Annotated in this window: 19 protein-coding genes and 1 tRNA gene; 15 read left to right on the top strand and 5 right to left on the bottom strand. The window is 71.5% G+C overall.

Going from position 1 to position 20429, the window contains the following annotated elements:
* Window positions 1–33: 33 nt before the first annotated feature.
* The 8 genes from rsmA (at window position 34) to JTJ31_RS09180 (ending at window position 8528) form a co-directional block, all read left to right on the top strand.
* Entirely contained in the window at window positions 34–813 is a 780-nt protein-coding gene (rsmA, locus tag JTJ31_RS09215; RefSeq protein ID WP_236020038.1) for a 16S rRNA (adenine(1518)-N(6)/adenine(1519)-N(6))-dimethyltransferase RsmA, read from the top strand.
* 64 nt (window positions 814–877) lie between these two features.
* Entirely contained in the window at window positions 878–1759 is an 882-nt protein-coding gene (locus JTJ31_RS09210; protein WP_207538357.1) for an MBL fold metallo-hydrolase, read from the top strand.
* 16 nt (window positions 1760–1775) lie between these two features.
* Window positions 1776–2657: a glycosyltransferase family 2 protein gene (locus JTJ31_RS09205; protein ID WP_207538356.1), complete on the top strand. Its 882-nt coding sequence runs from the start codon at window positions 1776–1778 to the stop codon at window positions 2655–2657.
* 32 nt (window positions 2658–2689) lie between these two features.
* Window positions 2690–3652, top strand: a complete 963-nt coding sequence (locus tag JTJ31_RS09200; RefSeq protein WP_207538355.1) for an RluA family pseudouridine synthase — start codon at window positions 2690–2692, stop codon at window positions 3650–3652.
* Window positions 3649–5973, top strand: coding sequence for an AsmA family protein (locus JTJ31_RS09195; protein WP_207538354.1), 2325 nt, complete (start codon window positions 3649–3651; stop codon window positions 5971–5973). Before JTJ31_RS09200 ends, JTJ31_RS09195 begins: the two co-directional genes overlap by 4 nt.
* Window positions 5970–6671, top strand: a complete 702-nt coding sequence (locus tag JTJ31_RS09190; protein WP_207538353.1) for an ATP12 family chaperone protein — start codon at window positions 5970–5972, stop codon at window positions 6669–6671. The genes JTJ31_RS09195 and JTJ31_RS09190 overlap by 4 nt, the downstream gene beginning before the upstream one ends.
* Complete coding sequence (locus tag JTJ31_RS09185) at window positions 6668–6943, top strand: acylphosphatase (RefSeq protein WP_207538570.1); 276 nt, start codon at window positions 6668–6670, stop codon at window positions 6941–6943. The genes JTJ31_RS09190 and JTJ31_RS09185 overlap by 4 nt, the downstream gene beginning before the upstream one ends.
* A gap of 205 nt (window positions 6944–7148) precedes the next feature.
* Complete coding sequence (locus JTJ31_RS09180; protein WP_207538352.1) at window positions 7149–8528, top strand: DEAD/DEAH box helicase; 1380 nt, start codon at window positions 7149–7151, stop codon at window positions 8526–8528.
* An 18-nt stretch (window positions 8529–8546) separates the two neighbouring features.
* On the opposite strand, the gene lipB is transcribed toward JTJ31_RS09180, so the two are convergent.
* Complete coding sequence (gene lipB, locus JTJ31_RS09175; protein WP_207538351.1) at window positions 8547–9281, bottom strand: lipoyl(octanoyl) transferase LipB; 735 nt, start codon at window positions 9279–9281, stop codon at window positions 8547–8549.
* A 30-nt stretch (window positions 9282–9311) separates the two neighbouring features.
* Between lipB and JTJ31_RS09170 the strand changes: the two genes are divergently transcribed.
* From JTJ31_RS09170 to JTJ31_RS09145, 6 genes are all read left to right on the top strand, one after another.
* A tRNA-Leu gene (locus JTJ31_RS09170) sits at window positions 9312–9397 on the top strand.
* Between the two features lie 67 nt (window positions 9398–9464).
* Window positions 9465–10469 (top strand): sensor histidine kinase, encoded by a 1005-nt coding sequence (locus tag JTJ31_RS09165; protein ID WP_207538350.1) that lies wholly within the window; start codon window positions 9465–9467, stop codon window positions 10467–10469.
* 59 nt (window positions 10470–10528) lie between these two features.
* The gene (locus JTJ31_RS09160) at window positions 10529–12796 is read left to right on the top strand and encodes an NADP-dependent malic enzyme (RefSeq protein ID WP_207538349.1); all 2268 of its coding nucleotides are present in this window, start codon (window positions 10529–10531) and stop codon (window positions 12794–12796) included.
* 46 nt (window positions 12797–12842) lie between these two features.
* Window positions 12843–13541 carry a VWA domain-containing protein gene (locus tag JTJ31_RS09155; protein ID WP_207538348.1) on the top strand — a complete coding sequence of 233 codons (699 nt, stop codon included), beginning with the start codon at window positions 12843–12845 and terminating at the stop codon, window positions 13539–13541.
* A 3-nt stretch (window positions 13542–13544) separates the two neighbouring features.
* Complete coding sequence (locus tag JTJ31_RS09150) at window positions 13545–14243, top strand: J domain-containing protein (RefSeq protein ID WP_207538347.1); 699 nt, start codon at window positions 13545–13547, stop codon at window positions 14241–14243.
* A 38-nt stretch (window positions 14244–14281) separates the two neighbouring features.
* On the top strand, window positions 14282–14638 hold the full coding sequence (locus JTJ31_RS09145; RefSeq protein ID WP_207538346.1) for a ribosomal subunit interface protein: 357 nt from the start codon (window positions 14282–14284) through the stop codon (window positions 14636–14638).
* A 93-nt stretch (window positions 14639–14731) separates the two neighbouring features.
* Here the strand turns inward: JTJ31_RS09145 and JTJ31_RS09140 are convergent, their stop codons facing one another.
* Window positions 14732–15841 (bottom strand): DSD1 family PLP-dependent enzyme, encoded by a 1110-nt coding sequence (locus tag JTJ31_RS09140; RefSeq protein ID WP_207538345.1) that lies wholly within the window; start codon window positions 15839–15841, stop codon window positions 14732–14734.
* A gap of 34 nt (window positions 15842–15875) precedes the next feature.
* On the opposite strand from JTJ31_RS09140, the gene JTJ31_RS09135 reads away from it, so the two are divergent.
* Window positions 15876–17102, top strand: a complete 1227-nt coding sequence (locus JTJ31_RS09135; protein WP_207538344.1) for a flavin monoamine oxidase family protein — start codon at window positions 15876–15878, stop codon at window positions 17100–17102.
* A gap of 3 nt (window positions 17103–17105) precedes the next feature.
* Here JTJ31_RS09135 and JTJ31_RS09130 read toward each other — a convergent pair whose 3' ends face one another.
* The 3 genes from JTJ31_RS09130 to JTJ31_RS09120 all read right to left on the bottom strand — a co-directional run bounded on the left by JTJ31_RS09130 (window position 17106) and on the right by JTJ31_RS09120 (window position 20414).
* Window positions 17106–18077, bottom strand: coding sequence for a Bug family tripartite tricarboxylate transporter substrate binding protein (locus JTJ31_RS09130; RefSeq protein ID WP_207538343.1), 972 nt, complete (start codon window positions 18075–18077; stop codon window positions 17106–17108).
* Between the two features lie 73 nt (window positions 18078–18150).
* A complete protein-coding gene (gene pgmG / locus JTJ31_RS09125; protein WP_207538342.1) occupies window positions 18151–19563 on the bottom strand; it encodes a phosphoglucomutase/phosphomannomutase PgmG in 1413 nt (470 codons plus the stop codon).
* Window positions 19564–19571: 8 nt separating this feature from the next.
* Complete coding sequence (locus JTJ31_RS09120; RefSeq protein WP_207538341.1) at window positions 19572–20414, bottom strand: UTP--glucose-1-phosphate uridylyltransferase; 843 nt, start codon at window positions 20412–20414, stop codon at window positions 19572–19574.
* Between the last annotated feature and the right edge of the window lie 15 nt (window positions 20415–20429).

Here is a 20429-nt window from a genome sequence, read left to right as displayed (position 1 = left end):
ACCCCCCTGTCCGAGGTGCCGCGGCGCTTCGGGTTGGATGCCCGCAAGGCGCTGGGGCAGCACTTCCTGCTGGACGAGGCGGTGTGCCGCCGCGTCGCCCTGCTGGCCGGCGACCTTTCGGGGCGCCACGTGCTGGAGGTCGGCCCCGGCCCCGGCGGCCTCACCCGCGCGCTGCTCGGGACGCCGCTCGCGCACCTCACCGCCGTCGAACTCGATGAGCGGGCCCTGGCCGCGCTGGCGGAGCTGGAGGCGGCCCATCCCGGGCGGCTCACTGTGCTGCGGCAGGATGCGCTGCGCTTCGACGGGACGACGCTGCCGGCGCCGCGCCAGGTGGTGGCGAACCTGCCCTACAACGTGGGCACGCCGCTGCTGCTCGGCTGGCTGGCACAGGCCGCCGCCTGGGAGAGGCTGGTGCTGATGTTCCAGGAGGAGGTCGCACAACGCATCGTGGCCGCGCCGGGCACGGAGCATTACGGGCGCCTCGCCGTGATCGCGCAATGGGTGGCGACGTGCCGGATCGGGATGCGCCTGCCCCCCGGCGCCTTCCGCCCGCCGCCGCGCGTCCACTCCGCCGTGGTGGTGCTGGAGCCGCGGGCGGAGCAGCCGGAGCAGGCGCTGTTCCGGGCCATGGAGCGCGTGACGGCCGCCGCATTCGGCCAGCGCCGCAAGATGCTGCGCGGCGCGCTGAAGTCGCTGGGCGGGGCCGAGGCGCTGCTGGCGGGCGCCGGCATCGCCGGGGAGAAGCGGGCGGAGGAGCTTCCTGTTCCCGCCTTCGAGGCTCTGGCGCGCGGCCTCCTGGCGCGCGGGGCCTGACGGGGCGGGGTTCCCTCCCGCGCTGGAAGGGGGCAGCTTTGCACGCGCAATCAGGGGAAACGACATGAAGGAACTGCGCGTCGGCGACGTGTCCATCACCAGCGTGATCGAGCGCGACGGTCCGTGGCGGCGGCCGGAGGATTTCTTCCTCGGCTACGATTCCGCGAAGCAGGCCGAGAACATCGCCAAGCTCCAGCCCGAGGTGTTCGATCGCGAGTCGGGCAAGATGGTCATCACCTACCAGACCTTCATCGTCCGCACGGCGCGCCACGTGATCCTGGTGGACACCTGCACCGGCGAGGACAAGGGCTACGGTCCGCCCATGGATTTCCCGAAGCAGCGCTGGCTGGACGAGCTGGCCGCCGCCGGGCTGAACCCGGAGGATGTGGACTACGTCTTCTGCACCCACCTGCACATCGACCACTCCGGCTGGAACACGAAGCTGGAGAACGGGCGCTGGGTGCCCTTCTTCCCGCGCGCGAAGTACGTCTTCCACAAAGGCGAGTACGAGGCGTGGGAAAAGCTGGACCAGGAGGGCGTCGATCGTCCGGGCGGCGCCGGCGGCGTGTGGCGCATGAACTGCAAGCCGATCGTCGAGGCTGGGCAGGCACTGCTGGTGGAGGAGGGGTTCGAGATCGAGCCGGGCATCTCGCTGATGCTCACCGCCGGCCATTCCGCCTGCCATTGCTGCCTGCGCATCGAGAGGGGCGGCAAGCGTGCGCTGATCACCGGCGACATGTTCCACCACCAGCTCCAATGCTCCGATCCCGAGCTTTCGACCATCTTCTGCTGGGACCCGGAGGCCGCGCGTGCGACTCGGCGCAAGGTCTTCTCCGAGGTGGCGGGCACGGACACGGTGCTGCTGCCCATCCACTTCCCGAGCCCGACTGCCGGGCGGCTGAAGCGCTCCACGAAGGGCTATGCCTGGGAGTGGGCGCAGGACTGATGTGGGCACGGCACGCATGACGGAGGGGATCGGCGCGGTTTCCGCCGTCGTGGTGTCGTTCAACAGCGCGGAGGTGCTTCCCGGCTGCCTCGCCTCCATCCCGGAGGCGGTGCCGCTGGTCGTGGTGGACAATGCGAGTGGCGACGGCAGCGCCGACTTCGCCGCCCGCCTCGCGCCCCGCGCCCGCGTGCTGCGGCCGGAGCGCAATCTGGGCTTCGGGCGCGCGGCCAATCTGGGCTTCGCCGAGGTGACGACGCCTTTCGGCATCCTGCTGAACGCCGATGTGCGCTGCCGCCTCGGCATGTTCGAGGCGTTGCTGGAGGCGGCGCAGCGCTACCCCGATGCAGGGATGCTCGCGCCCTGCTCCTGGACGCCGGACGGGGCGCTGCAATTCGGCCGGCCTGGATTGTTCGAGCTACGCGGCGGAGCGGCGCCCGCCATGCCCTCGGGCGATTGCTGCGCGTCCTATGTCGGCGGCTCGGCCATGTTCTTCCGCATGGACGCGTTCCGCGCCGTGGGCGGCTTCGACGACGATCTGTTCCTTTATTTCGAGGATGACGACCTCTGCTTCCGCCTGCGCCAAGCGGGGTATTCGCTGGTGCACGTGCAGGGCGCGGCGCTGGACCATGCGGCCGGGCGTTCCTCCGCGCCTTCGCCGCGCCTCGAATGGTGGAAGCATTGGCACATGGCGTGGTCGGCGCTGCACGTCGAGCGCAAGCATCGTGGTGGGGCGCGGGCCACGGCGCATGGGCTGGGCCTCGCGGTGGAACTGGCGGCGCGGCTGGCCTTCCGGCCCTTTCATCCCTCGCGTGACAAGTGGTCGGCGCGGCTCGCGGGAACACTGGCCTTCCTGCGCGGTGTGCGGGCCGTGGACCGGCCGCCCGAAAGGGCCGCCTGACCAGGGCGGCCCGGCTGCGTTATGATGCGGCCATGCCCCAGATCCTCACCGTCCCGCCCGCCGAGGCTGATACGCGCCTCGATCGCTGGCTGAAGCGCCGCTTTCCCGCGCTCACCCAGGGAGCGCTGCAGAAGATGCTCCGCACCGGCCAGATCCGCGTGGATGGGCGCAAGGCCGAGGCCAATACCCGCCTGCCTGCTGGGGCGGAGCTGCGCGTCCCGCCCATGCCTACCGAACCCGCGCCTCGCGCCGAGGCCAAGCCGGTGCCCGAGGCCCTGGCGCGCGATCTCCAGGCACGGGTGCTGTTCCGTGACGAAAGCGTGATCGTGCTGGACAAGCCGCATGGCCTGCCGGTGCAGGGCGGTCCCGGCATCACGCGTCACCTGGACGGTGCGCTGGACGCGCTGCGCTTCGATGCGGAGGAGCGGCCGCGCCTCGTCCATCGCCTGGACCGTGACACCTCCGGATTGCTGGTTCTGGCGCGCAGCCAAGCCGCGGCGGGGGCGCTGGCCGCGGCCTTCCGGGGCCGCGACGTGCACAAGACCTACTGGGCCGTGGTGGTGGGCGAGCCGGAGCACGTGGGCGGCCGCATCGAGATGGCGCTTTCCAAGGAGGGCGGCCCGCGCGGCGAGCGCATGATCCCCGACCCCAAGGGCAGCCGCGCCACGACCGAGTTCGCCGTGCTGGACAAGGCGCGCCGCCGAGCGGCGTTGCTGCGGCTGGAACCGCTGACCGGACGCACCCATCAGCTTCGCGTCCACTGCGCTGAGGCGCTGCGCACCCCTATCCTGGGCGACGGGAAATACGGTGGCGCGGCGGCGCATGTGGAAGGGCTGTCGGGGCAGCTTCACCTCCATGCCCGCGCGCTGCGCCTGCCGCATCCCGAAGGAGGCACGCTGGAGGTCGAGGCGGCGGTTCCGCCGCACATGGAGGAAACGATGCGCTTCCTGGGCTTCGACAACCCCGCCCCCCGTCCGTCGAGGCGCCGGGCATGAGGCGCTGGATGCTCGTGGCGCTGAGCGTCGTCATCCTCCTGCCGCTGCTGGTCGTCGGCGGCTTCCTGCTGTTCTTCGACGCGGACTCCTTCCGGCCGCGCCTCGTCGAGGCGGTGTCGCGCGCCACCGGGCGCGAGTTTGCCGCGGACCGCTTGGCGCTGACGCCGGGCCTCGTGCCCGTGGTGATGCTGGAGGGCGCGCGTTTGGGCAATGTCGAGGGTGGCTCACGGCCCGAGATGCTGACGCTGCGCCGCGCCGAGCTTCGCCTCGCCCTGCTGCCGCTGATCGGCGGGCGGGCCGAGGTGCGCGCCCTGACGCTTGAAGGCGGCGACCTGCTGCTGGAGCGTGGCAACTGGAACTTCGCGCCGCGCCGGCCCGAGGCCGCACCCGCTCCCGAACCGGCAGCGCCCCAATCGCAAGATGGGACCGTGCTCGACATCCGCGAGGTGACGCTGCGCGACTGGGTGGTGACGGCTGGGGGTGAGCGCATCACCGTGCCGCGTGCCCGCATCGCCGGCGCCGGGCCGGGCCAGCCCTTCGACCTGACCGCGACACTGGTGGCGCGCGGGGCGGAGGCGCTGGTCGAAGGGCGGGGCGGGCCGGGGGGAGGACGGCTCTCCGCCACGCTGCCCGGTGCGCGCATCTCCGCCGAGGCCCGGCGAGAGGGCGAGGGCTGGCAGGGGCGGCTGGAAGCACAGGCGCCGCGCCTCGCCGACCTGTCTGGCCTCGCGGGTCGCCCCTTGCCGCCGCTGACCGGCGTGTCCTTGCGCGCAGAGGGCGGAATCGTGGGCGGCACGCCGCGCCTCGCCTCGCTGGAGGCGACGGCGCAGGGCGGTGCGCTGCCTGAGTTCACCTTGGAAGGGGCGCGGCTTTCCATGGCGGCGCTCGACGGCCCGGCGCGGCTTGAGGCGCGCGGCCAGTTCCGCGGCCAACCCCTGGTGGTGACTGGCGAGGCGACGCCTATTGCCTTCACCGAAGGGCGCCCGGCCCCCGTCGCACTTCGCGCCGAGGCGGCGGGCGGCACTTTCGCTGTGTCCGGGCAATGGCCCGGCGCGTTGCGCTTGGAGGGTAGGGCGCCTGAACTCGCCCCCGTCGCTGCCCTGGCCGGCATAGCCCTGCCGCCGCTGCGCGACGTGGCGCTGGCGGCGCGCGTCACGGCGCGCGGGACGACGGGCGCGGTGCTGGAGGATCTGAACTTCAACTCCTCGGCCGGCGATCTGCGCGGCGGGCTGGAACTGGCCTGGGGCGGCCGGCCATCCTTGCGCGGGGAGGTGCAGTCCAACCGGATGGACGTGGATGCGCTCACCGCACGTGCTCCGGCACAAGGCGCCCCGGCGGCCCAGGCGGCGCCGGCACCTGCCCCCGCGCCAGCAGGCCCGGCCCGGCTGATCCCGGATGTGCCCGTGAATGTCTCGGCGCTGCGGCTCTTCGATTCCGACCTGCGCTTCCGCTTCGGCACGCTGCGCTGGAATGGGACGGATTACCGCGACGTGTCCGGCCGTCTCGTCAACGAGGGCGGGCGCGCGCGGCTCGACCCGTTCCAGGCCACAGTGCCGGGCGGGCGTCTCAACCTCCGTGTCGCGGCGGATGCGACGGCCGATCCGCCGGCTCTGCAGTTGGCTGGGGGCGGGCAGGGGCTTGACCTCGGTGCGCTGACGCGGGGCGGGCCGGTGCAGGGTCGCGCGGATCTCGACATGGATCTGCGGGGGCAGGGCCCGACCAGCCGTGCCCTGGCGGCGACCGCCACGGGCCATCTCGGCCTCGCCGTGACGGAGGGGCGGCTGACTGGCGGCTGGGCCAGCGCGGTCGGACAGGTGGTGCCGGGGGCGGGTGGCGCCGTGCCGCTGTCTTGCGGCGCCTTCCGCTGGCGGCTCGACCGCGGCGTGGCGCGGACGGAGGTGCTCTACCTCGAAGGCGCGCCGGGCCGCGCGGCCGGCGAGGGAACGATCAACCTGCGCGACGAGACGCTGAATGGACGCATATCAGTGGATCTCCGCGTGGCGGGAGTGCGGGTGCGCGCGCCGATCCCCGTGACGGGCACGTTGCTGGATCCGCGGCTGGAATCGCGTGGACTGGTGGAAGGGGCGCTGGCCGGTGATCTGGGCAACCAGCTGGAGCGGCTGGTGCCCGGCCTGGGCGGCGTGCTGCCCAACCAGGCCGGGCCATCCCTGCCGGAATGCGGCGCGGCGCTGCGCATCGCGCGGGGCGGTCGCGACGGGCCGGTGCCTGCTCCTGCCGCGCGCCCCGCCGACCCGGGGCGCAACCCGGCCTCCAACCCGGCCCCGGTGATCGAGAACCTGCTGCGGGGACTGCTGCGATGAAGCGTTTCTGGGACGAGGCGGGGGTGGTGGCGGAAAATGGCCGCTTCGCCATCCGGCTGGACGGGCGCCCGGTGCGCCTTCCGGGCGGCGGCACGCTCTCCGTCGAGCAGGCGCCTCTCGCCGAGGCGTTGGCCGCGGAATGGCAGGCGGCGGGCGGCGGCAAGGGCGGGGAGATGCGGTGGGACGACGTGCCGCTCACCCGCCTCGTCGGCACGGCGGCGGAGCGCATCGCGCCCGACCCGGCGCCCACCGTCGCCGCCATCGCCCGCTACGGGGAGACGGACCTGCTCTGCTATCGCGCCGACGACCCTGCCCTGGCGGCGCGGCAGGCAAAGGCGTGGCAGCCCTGGCTCGACTGGTCGCGGGACACGCTCGGCGCGGAACTGGCAGTGACGGAGGGCATCATGCCCATGCGCCAACCCTCGGCGGCGCTGCGCGCGCTGGAGGCGGCGGTTGCGGCGCATCCTCCCGTGCCGCTCGCGGCACTCGGGGTGCTGGTGCCCGCGCTCGGCTCCCTCGTGCTGGGGCTCGCCGTCACGCGCGGCGGCCTCACGCCCGAGGAGGCGCATCGCCTCGCCGTCCTGGACGAGCTGTTCCAGGAGGAGCGCTGGGGCCTGGATTGGGAGGCGGAGGAGCGGCGCACGCGCGTGGGGGCGGACATCGCCCTGGCCGCGCGCCTCGCCGCGCTGGCGCGCTGATGGCGACGCTGGTCCGCATCGCCGGGCGCGTGCAGGGCGTCGGCTACCGGGATTGGCTGGTCGTGGAGGCGCGGTCGCATGGCCTCGCCGGATGGGTGCGGAACCGGCGCGACGGCTCGGTGGAGGCGCTGCTGGCCGGCGACCGCCCCTCGGTGCAGGCCGTCCTGCTGGCCTGCCGTCGCGGCCCGCCCGCGGCGCGGGTCGATTCGCTGGAGGAGAGCATTGCGGATGATCCGGAAGAACCCGGATTCCGCCGCCTGCCGACCGCCTGACCTTGCAATCACCGCTGCAATGCAGCATGTTGGAAATGTCGCGCGGGCCTCCTGGCCCGCCCGGAACCGGCCGCGTTAGCCGGCCTGGCGAAAGCCCGGGCCCGTCCTGCCGGTTCCATGAGGCTCTCAAGCCCGGAACGGCCCAGAACGCGGGGCTTTCCCCCTATACGACGACACGCGGTGCGCTCGCGCCGCAGGATGATTCATGACCAATTTTGCTGAACTCGGCCTCGACCCCCTGCTGCTGCAGGCGCTGGCGGAAGCCGGGCACGAGACTCCCACTCCCATTCAGGCCCAGGCCATCCCGGCCGCCCTTCAGGGCCGCGACGTGCTGGGCATCGCCCAGACCGGCACCGGCAAGACTGCTGCCTTCGCCCTGCCCATCCTCCATCGGCTGAAGCAGGGCGGCGGCCGCCCACCGCGCGGCGGCTGCCGCGTGCTGGTGCTGAGCCCGACGCGCGAGCTAGCCTCGCAGATCGCGGACAGCTTCAAGAAGTACGGCAAGCACCTCGGCTTCTCGACCGAAGTGGTGTTCGGCGGCGTCGGCCATGTGCCGCAGCAGAAGGCGCTGGCCCGCGGCGTGGACGTGCTGGTGGCGACGCCGGGCCGCCTGCTCGACCACATGGGGACGCGCCACGCCCGCCTCGACCATGTCGAGGTGCTGGTGCTGGATGAGGCGGACCAGATGCTCGACAAGGGCTTCCTGCCGCCGATCCGCAAGATCGTGGCCGCGGTGCCGCAGCGCCAGCAGACCATGTTCTTCAGCGCCACCATGCCGACGGACATCGCCAACCTGGCGCGCGACATGCTGCGCGACCCGGTGCGCGTGGAGGTGACGCCCGTCGCCACCACGGCGGAGCGCGTGAATCAGCGCGCCATCCTGCTGGAGCCGAACGCGAAGCGCGCGATGCTCGCCAAGCTGCTGCGCGGCGAGGGCGTGGGCCGCACCCTGATCTTCTCCCGCACCAAGCACGGCGCGGACAAGATCGTGAAGGCGCTGGAGCAGGACGGACTGTCCGCCAATGCCATCCACGGCAACAAGGGCCAGAGCCAGCGCGAGCGGGCGCTGGCCGAGTTCAAGTCGGGCCGGGCGCCCATCCTGGTGGCGACCGACATCGCCGCGCGCGGCATCGACGTGCGCGAGGTGACGCACGTCATCCAGCATGATCTGCCGGAGGTGCCGGAAACCTACGTCCACCGCATCGGCCGCACCGCGCGCGCCGGGGCCGAGGGCGAGGCGGTGGCCCTGGTGGCGCCGGACGAGCTGGGCCTGCTGCGTGCGGTGGAGCGTCTGACGCGCCAATCCGTGCCGATGGAGGACCAGCGCGCCGACAAGTCCGGCCGCCTGGATGACCGCGCCACCCCGGTGCGCCCGCAGCGCGGCCCGCGTCCGGGTCGGGGCGGGGACCAGCAACCCTCGCGCAAGCCGCAGCAGTCGCAGGGGCGTCACCAGCCGCCGGCGAAGGGGCAGCAGGCGAAGCCGCAGGGTCAGCAGCGCCGTCCCGACGCGCCGCGTGGCGGTGAGGCTCCGCGCCGCCGCCCCGGCGACGATTCGGGCCGCGTCTTCATGGCGCGCGGCCGCTGAGCCGAAGGGCCGGGGGTTTTATAGCCTAACACCCCCGGCCACTCCGCCATCAGGGCCCCGGTTTTTCTGGCGGGGGGGCGGCGGCCCCGGGGGGGGGGGGTTTTTCTCCCCCACCCCCCCCGGCCACTCCGCCATCAGGGCGGAATCCAGCTCCTCCATCGTCGCGGTGATGCCGAGATGGGCGAGGCTGGTCACCCCGAATTCGGGGATGCCGCAGGGCACGATGCCCGCGAAATGCGAAAGTTCCGGCTCGACGTTCAGCGCGATGCCGTGCCACGACACCCAGCGCGACACGCGCACGCCGATGGCGCCGATCTTCGCCTCGCCGACCGGCGTGTCGGCCACCCAGATGCCAACGCGGCCCGCGCGCCGCTCCCCCTTCACGTTGAAGCGCCACAGGGCGCGGATCATCCATTCCTCCAGGGCATGGACGTAGCAGCGCACGTCGCGTGGCGGCACACCGCCATGCGGATGCGCAAGGTCCAGCATCACATAGGCGGTGCGCTGGCCCGGGCCGTGATAGGTCCATTGCCCGCCGCGCCCAGCCTCGTAGTGCGGGAAGCGCCGCTCCAGCAGTTCCTCGGGCTTGGCGGAGGTGCCGGCCGTGTAGCTGGGCGGATGCTCCACCATCCAGACCCGCTCGGGCGCGCCGTAGTCGCGAATCGCCGCGACATGGTCCCTCATTTGCGACAGGGCATCGGGGTAGAGGGTGAGACCTGGGGAAATCACCCATTCGGGGCCGGTTGAACCCATGGCTTTCCTGCGCTAAAGCCACCCCGCGTCGCGGTCGTGGCGGAATGGTAGACGCGCTAGCTTGAGGTGCTAGTGGGGGCAACCCCGTGGAAGTTCGAATCTTCTCGACCGCACCATCCGGCCCGCCCGGAATAGATGAACGCAGAGGCGCGGCGCTTCTGCCCACCGGGAATCCCCTTGCGCATGACGCGTTTCCTCGCAGGGCTCGCGCTTGCGCCGCGTGGCCCGCTTTTCCGTTGGGGCGTCGCCCTTCTGGCGTTCCTCGTGGCGTTCGGGGCGCGCGTCGCCCTGGATTCTCTGCTGCCCTCTGGCTTCCCGTTCCTTACCTTCTTTCCCGCGGTGATCATCGTTGCCTTCCTGTGCGGTGCGCGGGCCGGGACCGCGGTGGCCGTCGCCTCGCTGATCGCATCCCACTACTTCTTCCTCGCGCCCATCGGCTCGTTCGAGCTGAACTTGAGCGGAGCCTTGGCCCTCGGCTTCTTCGCGCTGATCGCGTCGGTGGATATCGCCCTGATCCGTGCCATGACCCATTCGCTCCGGAGTGTGCGGGAGGAGCGGGAGCGCAACCGGCGCCTCGCTGAGTCGCGCGAGACCCTGTATCGCGAACTACAGCACCGCATCTCCAACAATCTGCAGATGGTCTCCTCCCTGCTCGCCGTCGAGAGTCGGGCGGTGACGGATGATCGGGCGCAGCACGTGCTGCAGGACGCGCGGCGGCGCCTCGACCTGATATCCCGCCTGCATCGCCAGCTTCACGATCCGGAGGCGACGGAGATCCGCATGGACGAGTTCCTGCGGGAATTGTGCGAGGACAATCTGGCGGCCGCCGGCGTGAGCGACCGGGTGCGGCACGTCCTGCGTGCCGCACCCATCGCCCTGTCCCCGGCACGGGCCATCCCGGTGGGACTCGTCGCGGCCGAGTTCATCGCGAACGCGGTGGAGCACGGGTTCCCCGATGGGCGGGAGGGCAGCCTCGTGGTCGCCCTGGCGGATGAGGGGCAGGGGGTCGCCGCCCTGTCCGTGGAGGATGACGGGGCCGGGCTGCCGGACGGCTTCAACCTGCGTGGTTCCAACAGCCTCGGCCTGCAGATCGTCCGGCAGCTCGCCGACCAGCTGGGCGGGGAGTTCCAGCTTTCCGGCACGCATGGGGCCGTGGCGAGGCTGCGCTTTCCTGTCCGGGAGGGATGACAGCGCGGTTTTGCCGGCGCGCCAAGGATAGTATGGTCGGTCCCGACCAGGGGACACCGATGGACGAAGACCTCCGCCGCGCCGCGCTCGACTATCACCGCCTGCCGCGGCCTGGGAAGCTCACCGTCGAGCCGACCAAGCGAATGGCCTCCCAGCGCGACCTTTCGCTGGCCTATTCGCCCGGGGTCGCTGCCGCCTGCGAGGAGATCGCGCGCGACCCGCAGACCGCCTGGGACTACACGACGCGCGGCAACATGGTCGCCGTCATCACCAACGGCACCGCGGTGCTGGGGCTGGGCAATATCGGCCCGCTTGCCTCCAAGCCGGTCATGGAAGGCAAGGCGGTGCTGTTCAAGAAGTTCGCGGGCATCGATTCCGTGGACATCGAGGTGGACGCGCTCGACCCCGACCGCTTCGTGGAGGTGGTGGCGGCGCTGGAACCTTCCTTCGGCGCCATCAACCTGGAGGACATCCGCGCGCCCGAGTGCTTCGAGATCGAGCGCCGCCTGCGCGAGCGGATGAACATCCCCGTCTTCCACGACGACCAGCACGGCACTGCCATCATCGTCGCGGCGGCGATCCGCAATGGCCTCCTCGTCCAGGGCAAGGGGCTGGAGGAGGTGAAGCTGGTGAACACGGGCGGCGGCGCGGCGGCCCTCGCCTGCCTGGACCTGCTGGTGGCCATGGGGCTGCGGCGGGAGAACGTGACGGTCTGCGACATCGAGGGCGTGGTCTGGGAGGGCCGTCCGAACACCGACCCCTACAAGGCGCGCTACGCACAAAACACGGAGGCGCGGCGGCTGGAGGAGGTGCTGGACGGCGCCGACATCTTCCTTGGGCTTTCGGCGCCCCGCGTGCTGAAGGCCGAGTGGCTGGGCCGCCTCGCACCGCGCCCCCTCGTCCTGGCCTTGGCGAACCCCGAGCCCGAGATCCTGCCCGAGGCGGTGCGCGCGGCGCGGCCCGACGCCATCGTCGCCACGGGCCGCACGGACTACCCGAACCAGGTCAACAACGTCCTCTGCTTCCCCTTCATCTTCCGCGGCGCCCTGGATGCCGGCGCGACCACCATCAACGAGGCGATGAAGGTCGCAGCCGTCGAGGCCATCGCTGCCCTGGCGCGGGTGGAGGCGAGCGAGGTGGTGGCCGCGGCCTATGGCGGCACCCCGCCGCTCTTCGGACCGGAATACATCATCCCAAAGCCCTTCGACCCGCGGCTGATCCTGGAGGTGGCGCCGGCGGTGGCGAAGGCCGCGATGGAAAGCGGCGTCGCCACGCGCCCCATTGCCGATCTCGACATCTACCGGCGCGAGTTGGGGCGCTTCGTCTTCCGTTCGGGCAATTTGATGCGGCCGGTGCAGGAACTGGCGCGCTCCCGCCCCGCGCGCATCGTCTTCGGCGAGGGCGAGGATGAGCGCACGCTCCGCGCCGTGCAGACCGTGCTGGACGAGGGCACGGCCGAGCCCATCCTGGTCGGGCGGCGCGAGGTGGTGGAGGCGCGCATCCGGGCGCTCGGCCTGCGGATGGAGGTTGGCGGTTCCGTCCAGGTCGTCCATCCGCTGGAAGACCCGGAGCTCTTCGCGCCGCTGGTGCAGCTCTACCAGAGCAAGGTGGGGCGGCGCGGCATCACCCCCGACGCGGCGGCCCGGCGGGTCGAGAGCCGCAACACCATCGCTGCTTCCCTGCTGCTGGAAGCCGGGCAGGCCGAGGCCGCCATCGTCGGCGGCACGGGCGACTGGATGCGCCACTGGGAACATGTGCTGGCCTGCATCGGCAAGCGTCCCGACGTGGGCCGCGCCTATGCGATGTCCGCCCTAATCCTGCCGGCGGGCACGCTATTTTTCGTGGACACGCACCTGCTGGTCGATCCCACGGCCGAGCAGCTTTGCGAGATGGTGCAACTGGCGGCGGAGGAGGTGCGTGGCTTCGGCATCCCGCCCAAGGTGGCGCTGCTGTCGCATTCCTCCTTCGGCGCTTCCGGCGCGGAATCAGCCCGCAAGATGCGCGCGGCGCTGCGCCTGATCCACGAGCATGCGCCGGATCTCGAGGTGGATGGCGAGATGCATGGCGATGCCGCGCTGGTGCCGGCGATTCGCGCCCGCGCCGTGCCCGACCCGACGCTGGACGGGCCGGCCAATCTGCTCGTCTTCCCGGGCATCGACTCTGCCAACATCGCCTTCAACCTCGCCAAGGCGGTGAGCGAGGGATTGCAGCTCGGGCCCATGCTGCTCGGCATGAACAAGCCGGTGCACATCATGGTGCCCAGCGTGACGGCGCGCGGCATCGCCAACCTCGCCGCCGTGGCGGGGGCGCAGGTCAACCGGGGCTGAGGCGGCGCGCCCTGGTTTCGTGCCGGGGCAGCCCCACATTTCCCTTATGGCGCAGCTTCCCGCCCCCAAATCCGGCGGCGCCGTGGCCGAGTTCCTGCGGCGCCTCGATACGCTTCCCGCCGTCCGCCCCACCGGGCGTGGGCGGTTGCTCTTTGCCGTGGACGCGACGGCGAGCCGCCAGCCGAGCTGGGACCGGGCCTGCCACGTCCAGGCCGAGATGTTCGCGGCCGCCGAGGGGCTGGGCGGGCTGGCCGTGCAGCTATGCTACTGGCGCGGCCATCACGAATTCGCCGCCACGCCTTTCCTGACTGATGCCGCCGAACTGGCGCGGCGTATGTCCGGCGTCTCGGTGCTGGCGGGGCAGACGCAAATCCATCGCTGCCTGGAGCATGCGCTGCGCGAGACGACGGCGGAGCGAGTCCACGCCCTGGTGCTGGTGGGCGACGCGCTGGAGGAGGCGCTGGACCCGATCGGCCACCTCGCGGCGCAGCTTGGGCTGCGCGGCACACCGGTCTTCTGCTTCCAGGAAGGCGGCAATCCGCAGGTGGAATGGGGCTTCCGTCAGATCGCCAAGCTGTCGGGCGGGGCCTGGGCGCCTTTCGACTCCGCAAGCCCGGATGCTCTGCGCGACCTCCTTCGCGCCGTGGCCGTCTTCGCCGCAGGCGGGCGTTCTGCGCTGGCGAAGCTGCCGGGACGCGCGGCCTCGGGCATCGCGGGACAGCTTCCCGCGCCGCGCCGGAGCTAGGCGGTGGGCTACCTCGCCCTGGGCGGGCTGGCGCTGGTGCTGGCCCTGGTGCTGCTGCACGGCTTCGCCAACGCGAAGCCTGGGCAGGTGAAGGTGGTGCTGATCTGGTTCCTCGGCATTGCTGGGGCTTTTCTGGTGATGCTGCTGCTGCTGAGCGGGCGCGGGGCCGGTGCTTTCTGGGCGCTGTTTCTCTTCGGCCCCGCCATCGGCCAAGCGCTGCGAGGCTGGTGGACACGACGCCGCTTCCGACGGCCTTCCCCGGGCGGCGAGGCCAGCGGCGTCGAGACCGAGACGCTGGAGATGCGGCTCGACATGGAAACCGGTGCCCTGTCCGGCCGGGTCCGCCAGGGCCCCTTCGGTGGGCGGGAACTCGCCGGCCTTTCCCTGCCGGAACTGCTGATGCTGCTGGAGCATTGCGCGGCTGCGGATCATGAGAGCGTTGGCCTGCTGGAAGCATGGCTCGACCGCGCCCACCCCGGCTGGCGAGAGGAATCCCTCCATGAGGAGCCACCGCGTTCCCCCGGCGGCCGGATGGGGCGGGAGCAGGCGCTTTCGGTCCTGGGGCTCTCCGAAGGGGCGACGGAGGCGGAGATCCGCGCCGCGCATCGTCGCCTGATGCAATCCGCCCACCCCGATCGCGGCGGCAGCGACTGGCTTGCCGCCCAGGTGAACGAAGCGCGGGACGTGCTGCTGGGCGGGTGAGGGGCGAAACCACCCCCGCCCGACCCCGTTTTCCCCGCATGCAGATCCAGATCAACACGGATGACGGCGTTCGCGGCAGCGAGGAGTTCTCCCAACGCCTGGCCGAGGAGATCCAGCGTTCGCTAGGCCGTTTCGCGGACCAGATCACGCGCATCGAGGTGCATCTGGGCGACGCCAACTCTCCCAAGAAGGGCGGCGACACCGATATGCGCTGCGCCATGGAGGCACGGCCAACGGGTCAGAAGCCCGTGGCGGTGACGCACCACGCCGCGACGCCGCACGAGGCCGCGCAGGGGGCGACGCGCAAGCTGCGCGCCCTCCTCGACACGCAGCTTGGCAAGCGCTCCGAGGTGAAGGGCGCCCCGACGATCCGCGACGGCGCGCTGGATCTCTAGAGCCTGATCCGCCGAGGTGAATCACCGAGGCGGTAAATCAGACCCGCAAAAGTTGCTGAGGCGTGCTCCGCCCTCTCGGATCACGCCTCAGCCTCAGGCCATGGCGCCGCGCGCGGCGACCGGCCAGAGCGCTTCCACGCGGCCCTTGCGGACACCCACATACCAGTCGAAGCGGTCTACCGTCGGGTCGCAATGGCCGGGGACGAGGCGCAGCTTCTCCCCCAGGCGCGGGCGCAGCGACGGATCTTCCACGGTCAGCTTGCCATGCTCATCGCTCGCCCCGGCATAGGTGACGCCGGGCCGCTCCCACACCAGCGGCAGGCCGCTATCGGTCGGGATGGCCTTATGGCCCGCATCCACCACGGCGATGTGCGGCTGGGCCGCGCTCATCACCGTCGCCAGCACGAAGAGGGCGTGGCGGAAGGGCGGCGCCTCCTCGTTGCGGGCGTAATCGGCGTCCATGAAGGCGTAGGAGCCGGCCTGGATCTCCGTATAGACGCCGCTCGCCGCCTCGTGGCGGAAGGTGCCGGTGCCGGCGCCGCCGACCACCGGGCAGTCGAGGCCACGCTGCCGCAGTTGCTCCACCGTGCGCCGCGCTGCGTCGGCCGCGCCGCGGATCGTCTCGGCGCGCTGCTCCGGCGAGCGGATGTGCTGTGCGGAGCCATGATAGGCCTGCAACCCGCCAAACTGGAGGTGGCGCGAGGCGGCGATGCGCTCCGCCAATTCCACGGCGGGCGGGCCGGGCTCGACGCCGCAGCGGGCGGCGCCAACGTCGATTTCGACCAGCACCGGGATCCGCACGCCCGCCACCTCGGCCGCTGCCTCGATCGCGGCAACCTGCGCCGCGTCGTCGGCGCAGACCGAGACGCGGCTGATCCGCGCCAGGCCCATCAGCCGCGCCAGCTTGCGCACGCCCCAGATCTGGTTGGTCACCATCACGTCGGGGATGCCGCCCCAGGCGAGCACCTCCGCCTCCGCCACCTTCTGCACGCATTGGCCGATGGCGCCGCGCTCCATCTGCAGCCGCGCGATTACAGGCGATTTATGCGTCTTGGCATGGGCGCGCAGCTTCACCGGATGCTCGGCCAGCAGCGCCGCCATGGTGTCAAGATTGTGCTCGAAGGCGTCGAGGTCGAGCAGGAGGGCAGGGGTATCCACCTCCTCCTCGCGCATTCCGGGTTCGGCGGGCGGCGGCTGCATCATGGTCGGTCCTCGGTTTCGGGCGCATGATGCGGGCATGATCCCCAGCGATCCAGAGGTGGTGGTGATCGGCGCGGGATGCGCCGGCATCGCGGCGGCCCGGGCCTTGCGCGACGCTGGGCGAAGCTGCGTGGTCCTGGAAGGCGGCGGGCGCGTCGGCGGGCGCGCCTTCACCGAATCCACCTCGCTGGGCGCGCCCTTCGACCATGGTGCGACATGGCTGCACCAGGCCAACGAGAATCCGCTCACCCCCCATGCCGGCCCCGCCTGCGACCATGACGCGTTGCGGGAGCGGCACCTCTGGCTCGGCACGCGCTTCGCGACGAAGGAGGAGCTGGACGACCACGCAAGCGCAGCCGATGACTTCGACGCGGCGGTGGAGGCCTCGCGCGATGGACCGGATGTGTCGGTCGCGGAGGTGGCGCCGCGCGGCGGACGCTGGAGTGCCAGCATCGCCCACTGGCTCGGCAACCAGATCAATGCGGCGCCGCTGGAGACGATCTCGCTCGAGGATTTCCTCAAGACGGATCTGGGCGGCCCGAACCTCCTGCCCGAGCAGGGTGTGGGTGCGATCGTCGCGCGTCTGGCGGAGGGACTTCCCATCCGCCTCGGCGCACGGGTGGAGAGGCTGCGCTGGGACGGGGCGGGCGTCGTGGCAGAAGGCGGCTTCGGCGCGGTGCGGGCGCGCTCGGCCATCGTCACCGTCTCGACCGGGGTGCTGGCTTCGGGCGGCATCCGCTTCACCCCCGACCTTCCGCCCGAGGTGATGGAAGCGGTCCATGGGCTGCCGATGGGGCTGCTCACCAAGCTGGGCTTCCGCCTGCCGGAGCCGGAGCGTTTCCCCGTTCCGCCCTTTCATTCGGTCCGCCAAGTGCCCAGCGCCGCCGCGCCGCTTCCCTTCGGTTGGATCTGCCGTCCCTTCGGTCGCGACCACCTTTTCGGCTTCGTGGGCGGCGAGCACGCCTGGGAATTGTCGCGCGAAGGGCCAGCGGCGCTGGAGGCAGCGGCGCGGCGCGATTTGCGCGACATCTTCGGGGACCTGCCATTTGGCCCCGCGACACTGACACGCTGGGGCGCGGATCCGCTGTTCCTGGGCGCCTACACCCATGCCCGGCCTGGGCATCACGGCAGCCGCGCCGTTCTGGCGCAGCCCCTGGGCGATGGGCGGCTGGTCTTCGCCGGGGAAGCGGCACATTCGCGCTTCGCCGGCACGGTGGCCGGGGCGTGGCTGTCGGGCGAGGCGGCGTCGCGCCTCGCCCGTTAGGGTTCAGCCCATCTGTAGCTGCAGCTCCCGCACCAGCGGGCGCACATGCGCAACCTGGGCATGGACCATGGCGCCGAACTCGGCGGGCGAGTTGCCGCCCGGCTCGGCGCCCAGTTCCTCGATGCGGGCGGCGACGGGCGCGTGGCGCGCCGCTGCCGCGATCTCCGTGTGCAGGCGTGTCAGGATCGGCTCCGGCGTGCGGGCCGGGGCGAAGAACCCGTTCCAGCCGAGAAGCTCGGCATTGGGGAAGCCCTGTTCCCGCACCGTGGGCACGTCCGGCACGGCGCGGGCGCGCGTGGCCGAGAGCGTGGCGACGGGCTTCAGCGCCCCGCCGCGAATGTGCTGGAGCGAGGAGGAAAGCTGGTCGCCGCCGAAGTGGATGCGGCCCGCCAGCATCTCCTGCACCAGGGGCGCGGCGCCGCGGAAGGGTACGTGCTCCATGGGGAAGCTGCCGTCACGCTTCAGCACCTCGCCGACCAGGTTCATGGTCGAGCCGGGGCCGGTGGAGCCATAGAAAGGCGTGGTGGGCTGGCGCTTCGCCCACTCCACCATGTCGCGCAGATTGTTGACGGGCACATCCTTGGCGACGAGCAGCATCATCGGGACATTGGCGCCCAGGGTGATGGGGGCGAAGTCGCGCTCGATGGAGTGCGGTGCGCGGCCCATGTGCTCCAGCGCCGCGGTGGTGGTGCTGAAGGTCAGGTTGTGGAAGAGCAGGGTCTGCCCGTCGGGCGCCGCCTTCGCCACCACGTCCGCGCCGATGGACCCACCCGCCCCGCCGCGATTTTCCACGACCACGGAACTGCCGAGCGTTTCCGTCAGGCGCTGCGCGTAAAGGCGGGCAAGGATGTCGGTCGTGCCGCCGGCCGGGAAGGGCACGATGATGCGGATGGGACCACTGGGGGTCCAGTTCTGCGCGCGGGCGAGCGCGGGCAGGAAAAGCGGGGCGGCCAGGAGCGCGCGGCGAGTCGTCATGGACTTCCTCCTTCGCGCGGCCCTCTTGTTTCGGGGCCGCGCTCGGAGATTTGGTGACGCCCGCGCCGCGGGGTCAATGCCCCGCGTTGTTGCCCGAGAAATCTGGTGCCGCGAGGCCGGAGGCTTCCAGCTGCCGGACGAGCTGCGCCTTGAGACGCTCCAGCCCTTCCTCGCTCGACGCCTCGCAGCGGGCGACCAGCACGGCCTGGGTGTTGGAGGCGCGCAGAAGCCACCAGCCATCGGAGGAGTTCACCCGGACGCCGTCCACGGCCGAGACATCCGCCCCCTCGGCGGCGAGGCGCTGGCGCACTTCCTCCACCACGGAGAACTTGCGGGCCTCGTCACAGTCGAAGCGCAGTTCGGGGGTGTTGATCACCTGCGGCATGGCGGCGCGCACCTGGGACAGCGTCCCGTCCATCCGTGCCACGATGCCCAGCAGGCGCACGGCGGAATACAGAGCGTCGTCGAAGCCGTACCACTTGTCGGCGAAGAAGATGTGGCCGGACATCTCTCCGGCCAGCGGCGCGCCCGTCTCGGCCATCTTGGCCTTGATCAGGGAGTGGCCGGTCTTCCACATCAGCGGCTTGCCGCCGGCCTTCGCCACCTCGTCGAACAGGACCTGGCTGGCCTTCACGTCCGCGATGATGGTCTCGCCCGGGCGCTGCCGCAGGACGTCGCGCGCCAGCACGACCAGAAGCTGATCGCCGAACAGGATGTTGCCCTCATTGTCCACCACGCCGATGCGGTCGGCGTCGCCATCCAGGGCGATGCCCAGATCGGCGCCCACCCGCGCCACCTCGGCGATGATCTGCTCCAAATTCTTGGCCACGGTGGGGTCGGGGTGGTGGGCCGGGAAGGTGCCGTCGATCGTGCCGTTGATGACGGTGTGCCGGCCCGGGATCTCCTGCACCAGCCGGTTCACGATCTCCGCGCCCGAGCCATTGCCGGGATCCCAGACCACCGTGAGGGCCCGGTCGCCGCCATCGTAATCCTTCATCATCCGGGCGACGTAGTCGGCCGCGAGGTCCACGCTGCGCTCGCTGCCCTTGGCTTCCGGCACCACGTCGCCGGCGGCGGCCATGCGGCCCAGCTCCTGGATGTCCTTGCCGAAGAAGGGCTTGCGGCCGAGCATCGACTTGAAGCCGTTGTAGTCGGGCGGGTTGTGGCTGCCCGTAACCATGATGGCCCCGTCCGCCTCCAGCGCGTACGCAGCGTAGTAGAGCAGGGGGGTTGGCCCGGTGCCGACGCGCAGCACCTCCATGCCGCTCGCCATCAGCCCGGCGACGAGGCGTGGCTCCAGATCCGGCGAGGAAAGCCGTCCGTCCCGGCCCACCGCCACGCGGGAACCTCCGGCGCGGGACACGATGGTGCCGAAGACCCGCCCGATGGCGAAGGCGTCATCGCCCGAGAGGGTCTTCCCGACGATTCCGCGGATGTCGTACTCGCGCAGAGTCGTCGGGTCGAAGCTGTGGGAAAAGCCAGCCATGGGGCGCCTCAGCGATAGGAGGGAAGGAAGGCGCGGACTCCGTCCGCGAGGTCGGGACGGCGCAGGGCGAAGGCGATCTGCGCCTCCAGGAAGCCCAGCTTGTCGCCGCAGTCGAAGCGCCGGCCCTGATAGCGCAGCCCGTGGAAGGGCTGGGAACCGATCAGCTTCGCCATGCCGTCGGTCAGCTGGACCTCGCCACCCGCGCCCTTCTCCATCTTGGACAGGTGACCGATCACCTCGGGCATCAGCACGTAGCGGCCGATGACCGTGAGGTTGGAGGGCGCCTCCTCCACCTTCGGCTTCTCGACGAGGCCCTTCACCTCGACGAGGCGACCATCATCCTTGCCGGGGGCAAGGACGCCGTACTTGTTCACCCGCTCTCGGGGGACTTCCTCGACCGCGACGACGTTGCCGCCCGTCTCGCGATAGGCGTCGGCCAGCTGCTTCGTGCAGGACACGTCGCACATCATCAGGTCGTCGGGCAGGAGGATCGCGAAGGGCTCGTCGTTGATGAAGTGCCGGGCGCTCCAGATGGCGTGGCCGAGTCCCATCGGCACCTGCTGCCGGGTGGTCACGACGGAGCCGGGGGGCAGGGCGGCAGCACGAAGCTCGGCCAGCTCCTTGGCCTTGCCGCGCTCCTCCAGCGTGCGCTCGAGCTCGTAGGCGACGTCGAACTGTTCGACGATGGCGGTCTTGCCGCGGCCGGTGACGAAGCAGAACTGCTCGATCCCCGCCTCGCGCGCCTCGTCCACCGCGTACTGGATCAGAGGCCGGTCCACGACCGGCAGGAGTTCCTTGGCGACGGTCTTGGTAGCGGGAAGGAACCGGGTGCCGAGGCCGGCCACCGGCATCACGGCCTTCCTGAG

It is taken from the genome of Sabulicella rubraurantiaca, assembly GCF_017355885.1.
Classification (GTDB): domain Bacteria; phylum Pseudomonadota; class Alphaproteobacteria; order Acetobacterales; family Acetobacteraceae; genus Roseococcus; species Roseococcus rubraurantiacus.
Note: the sequence above shows the minus strand (reverse complement) of the source record. Positions and strands in the feature narration are given on the sequence as shown.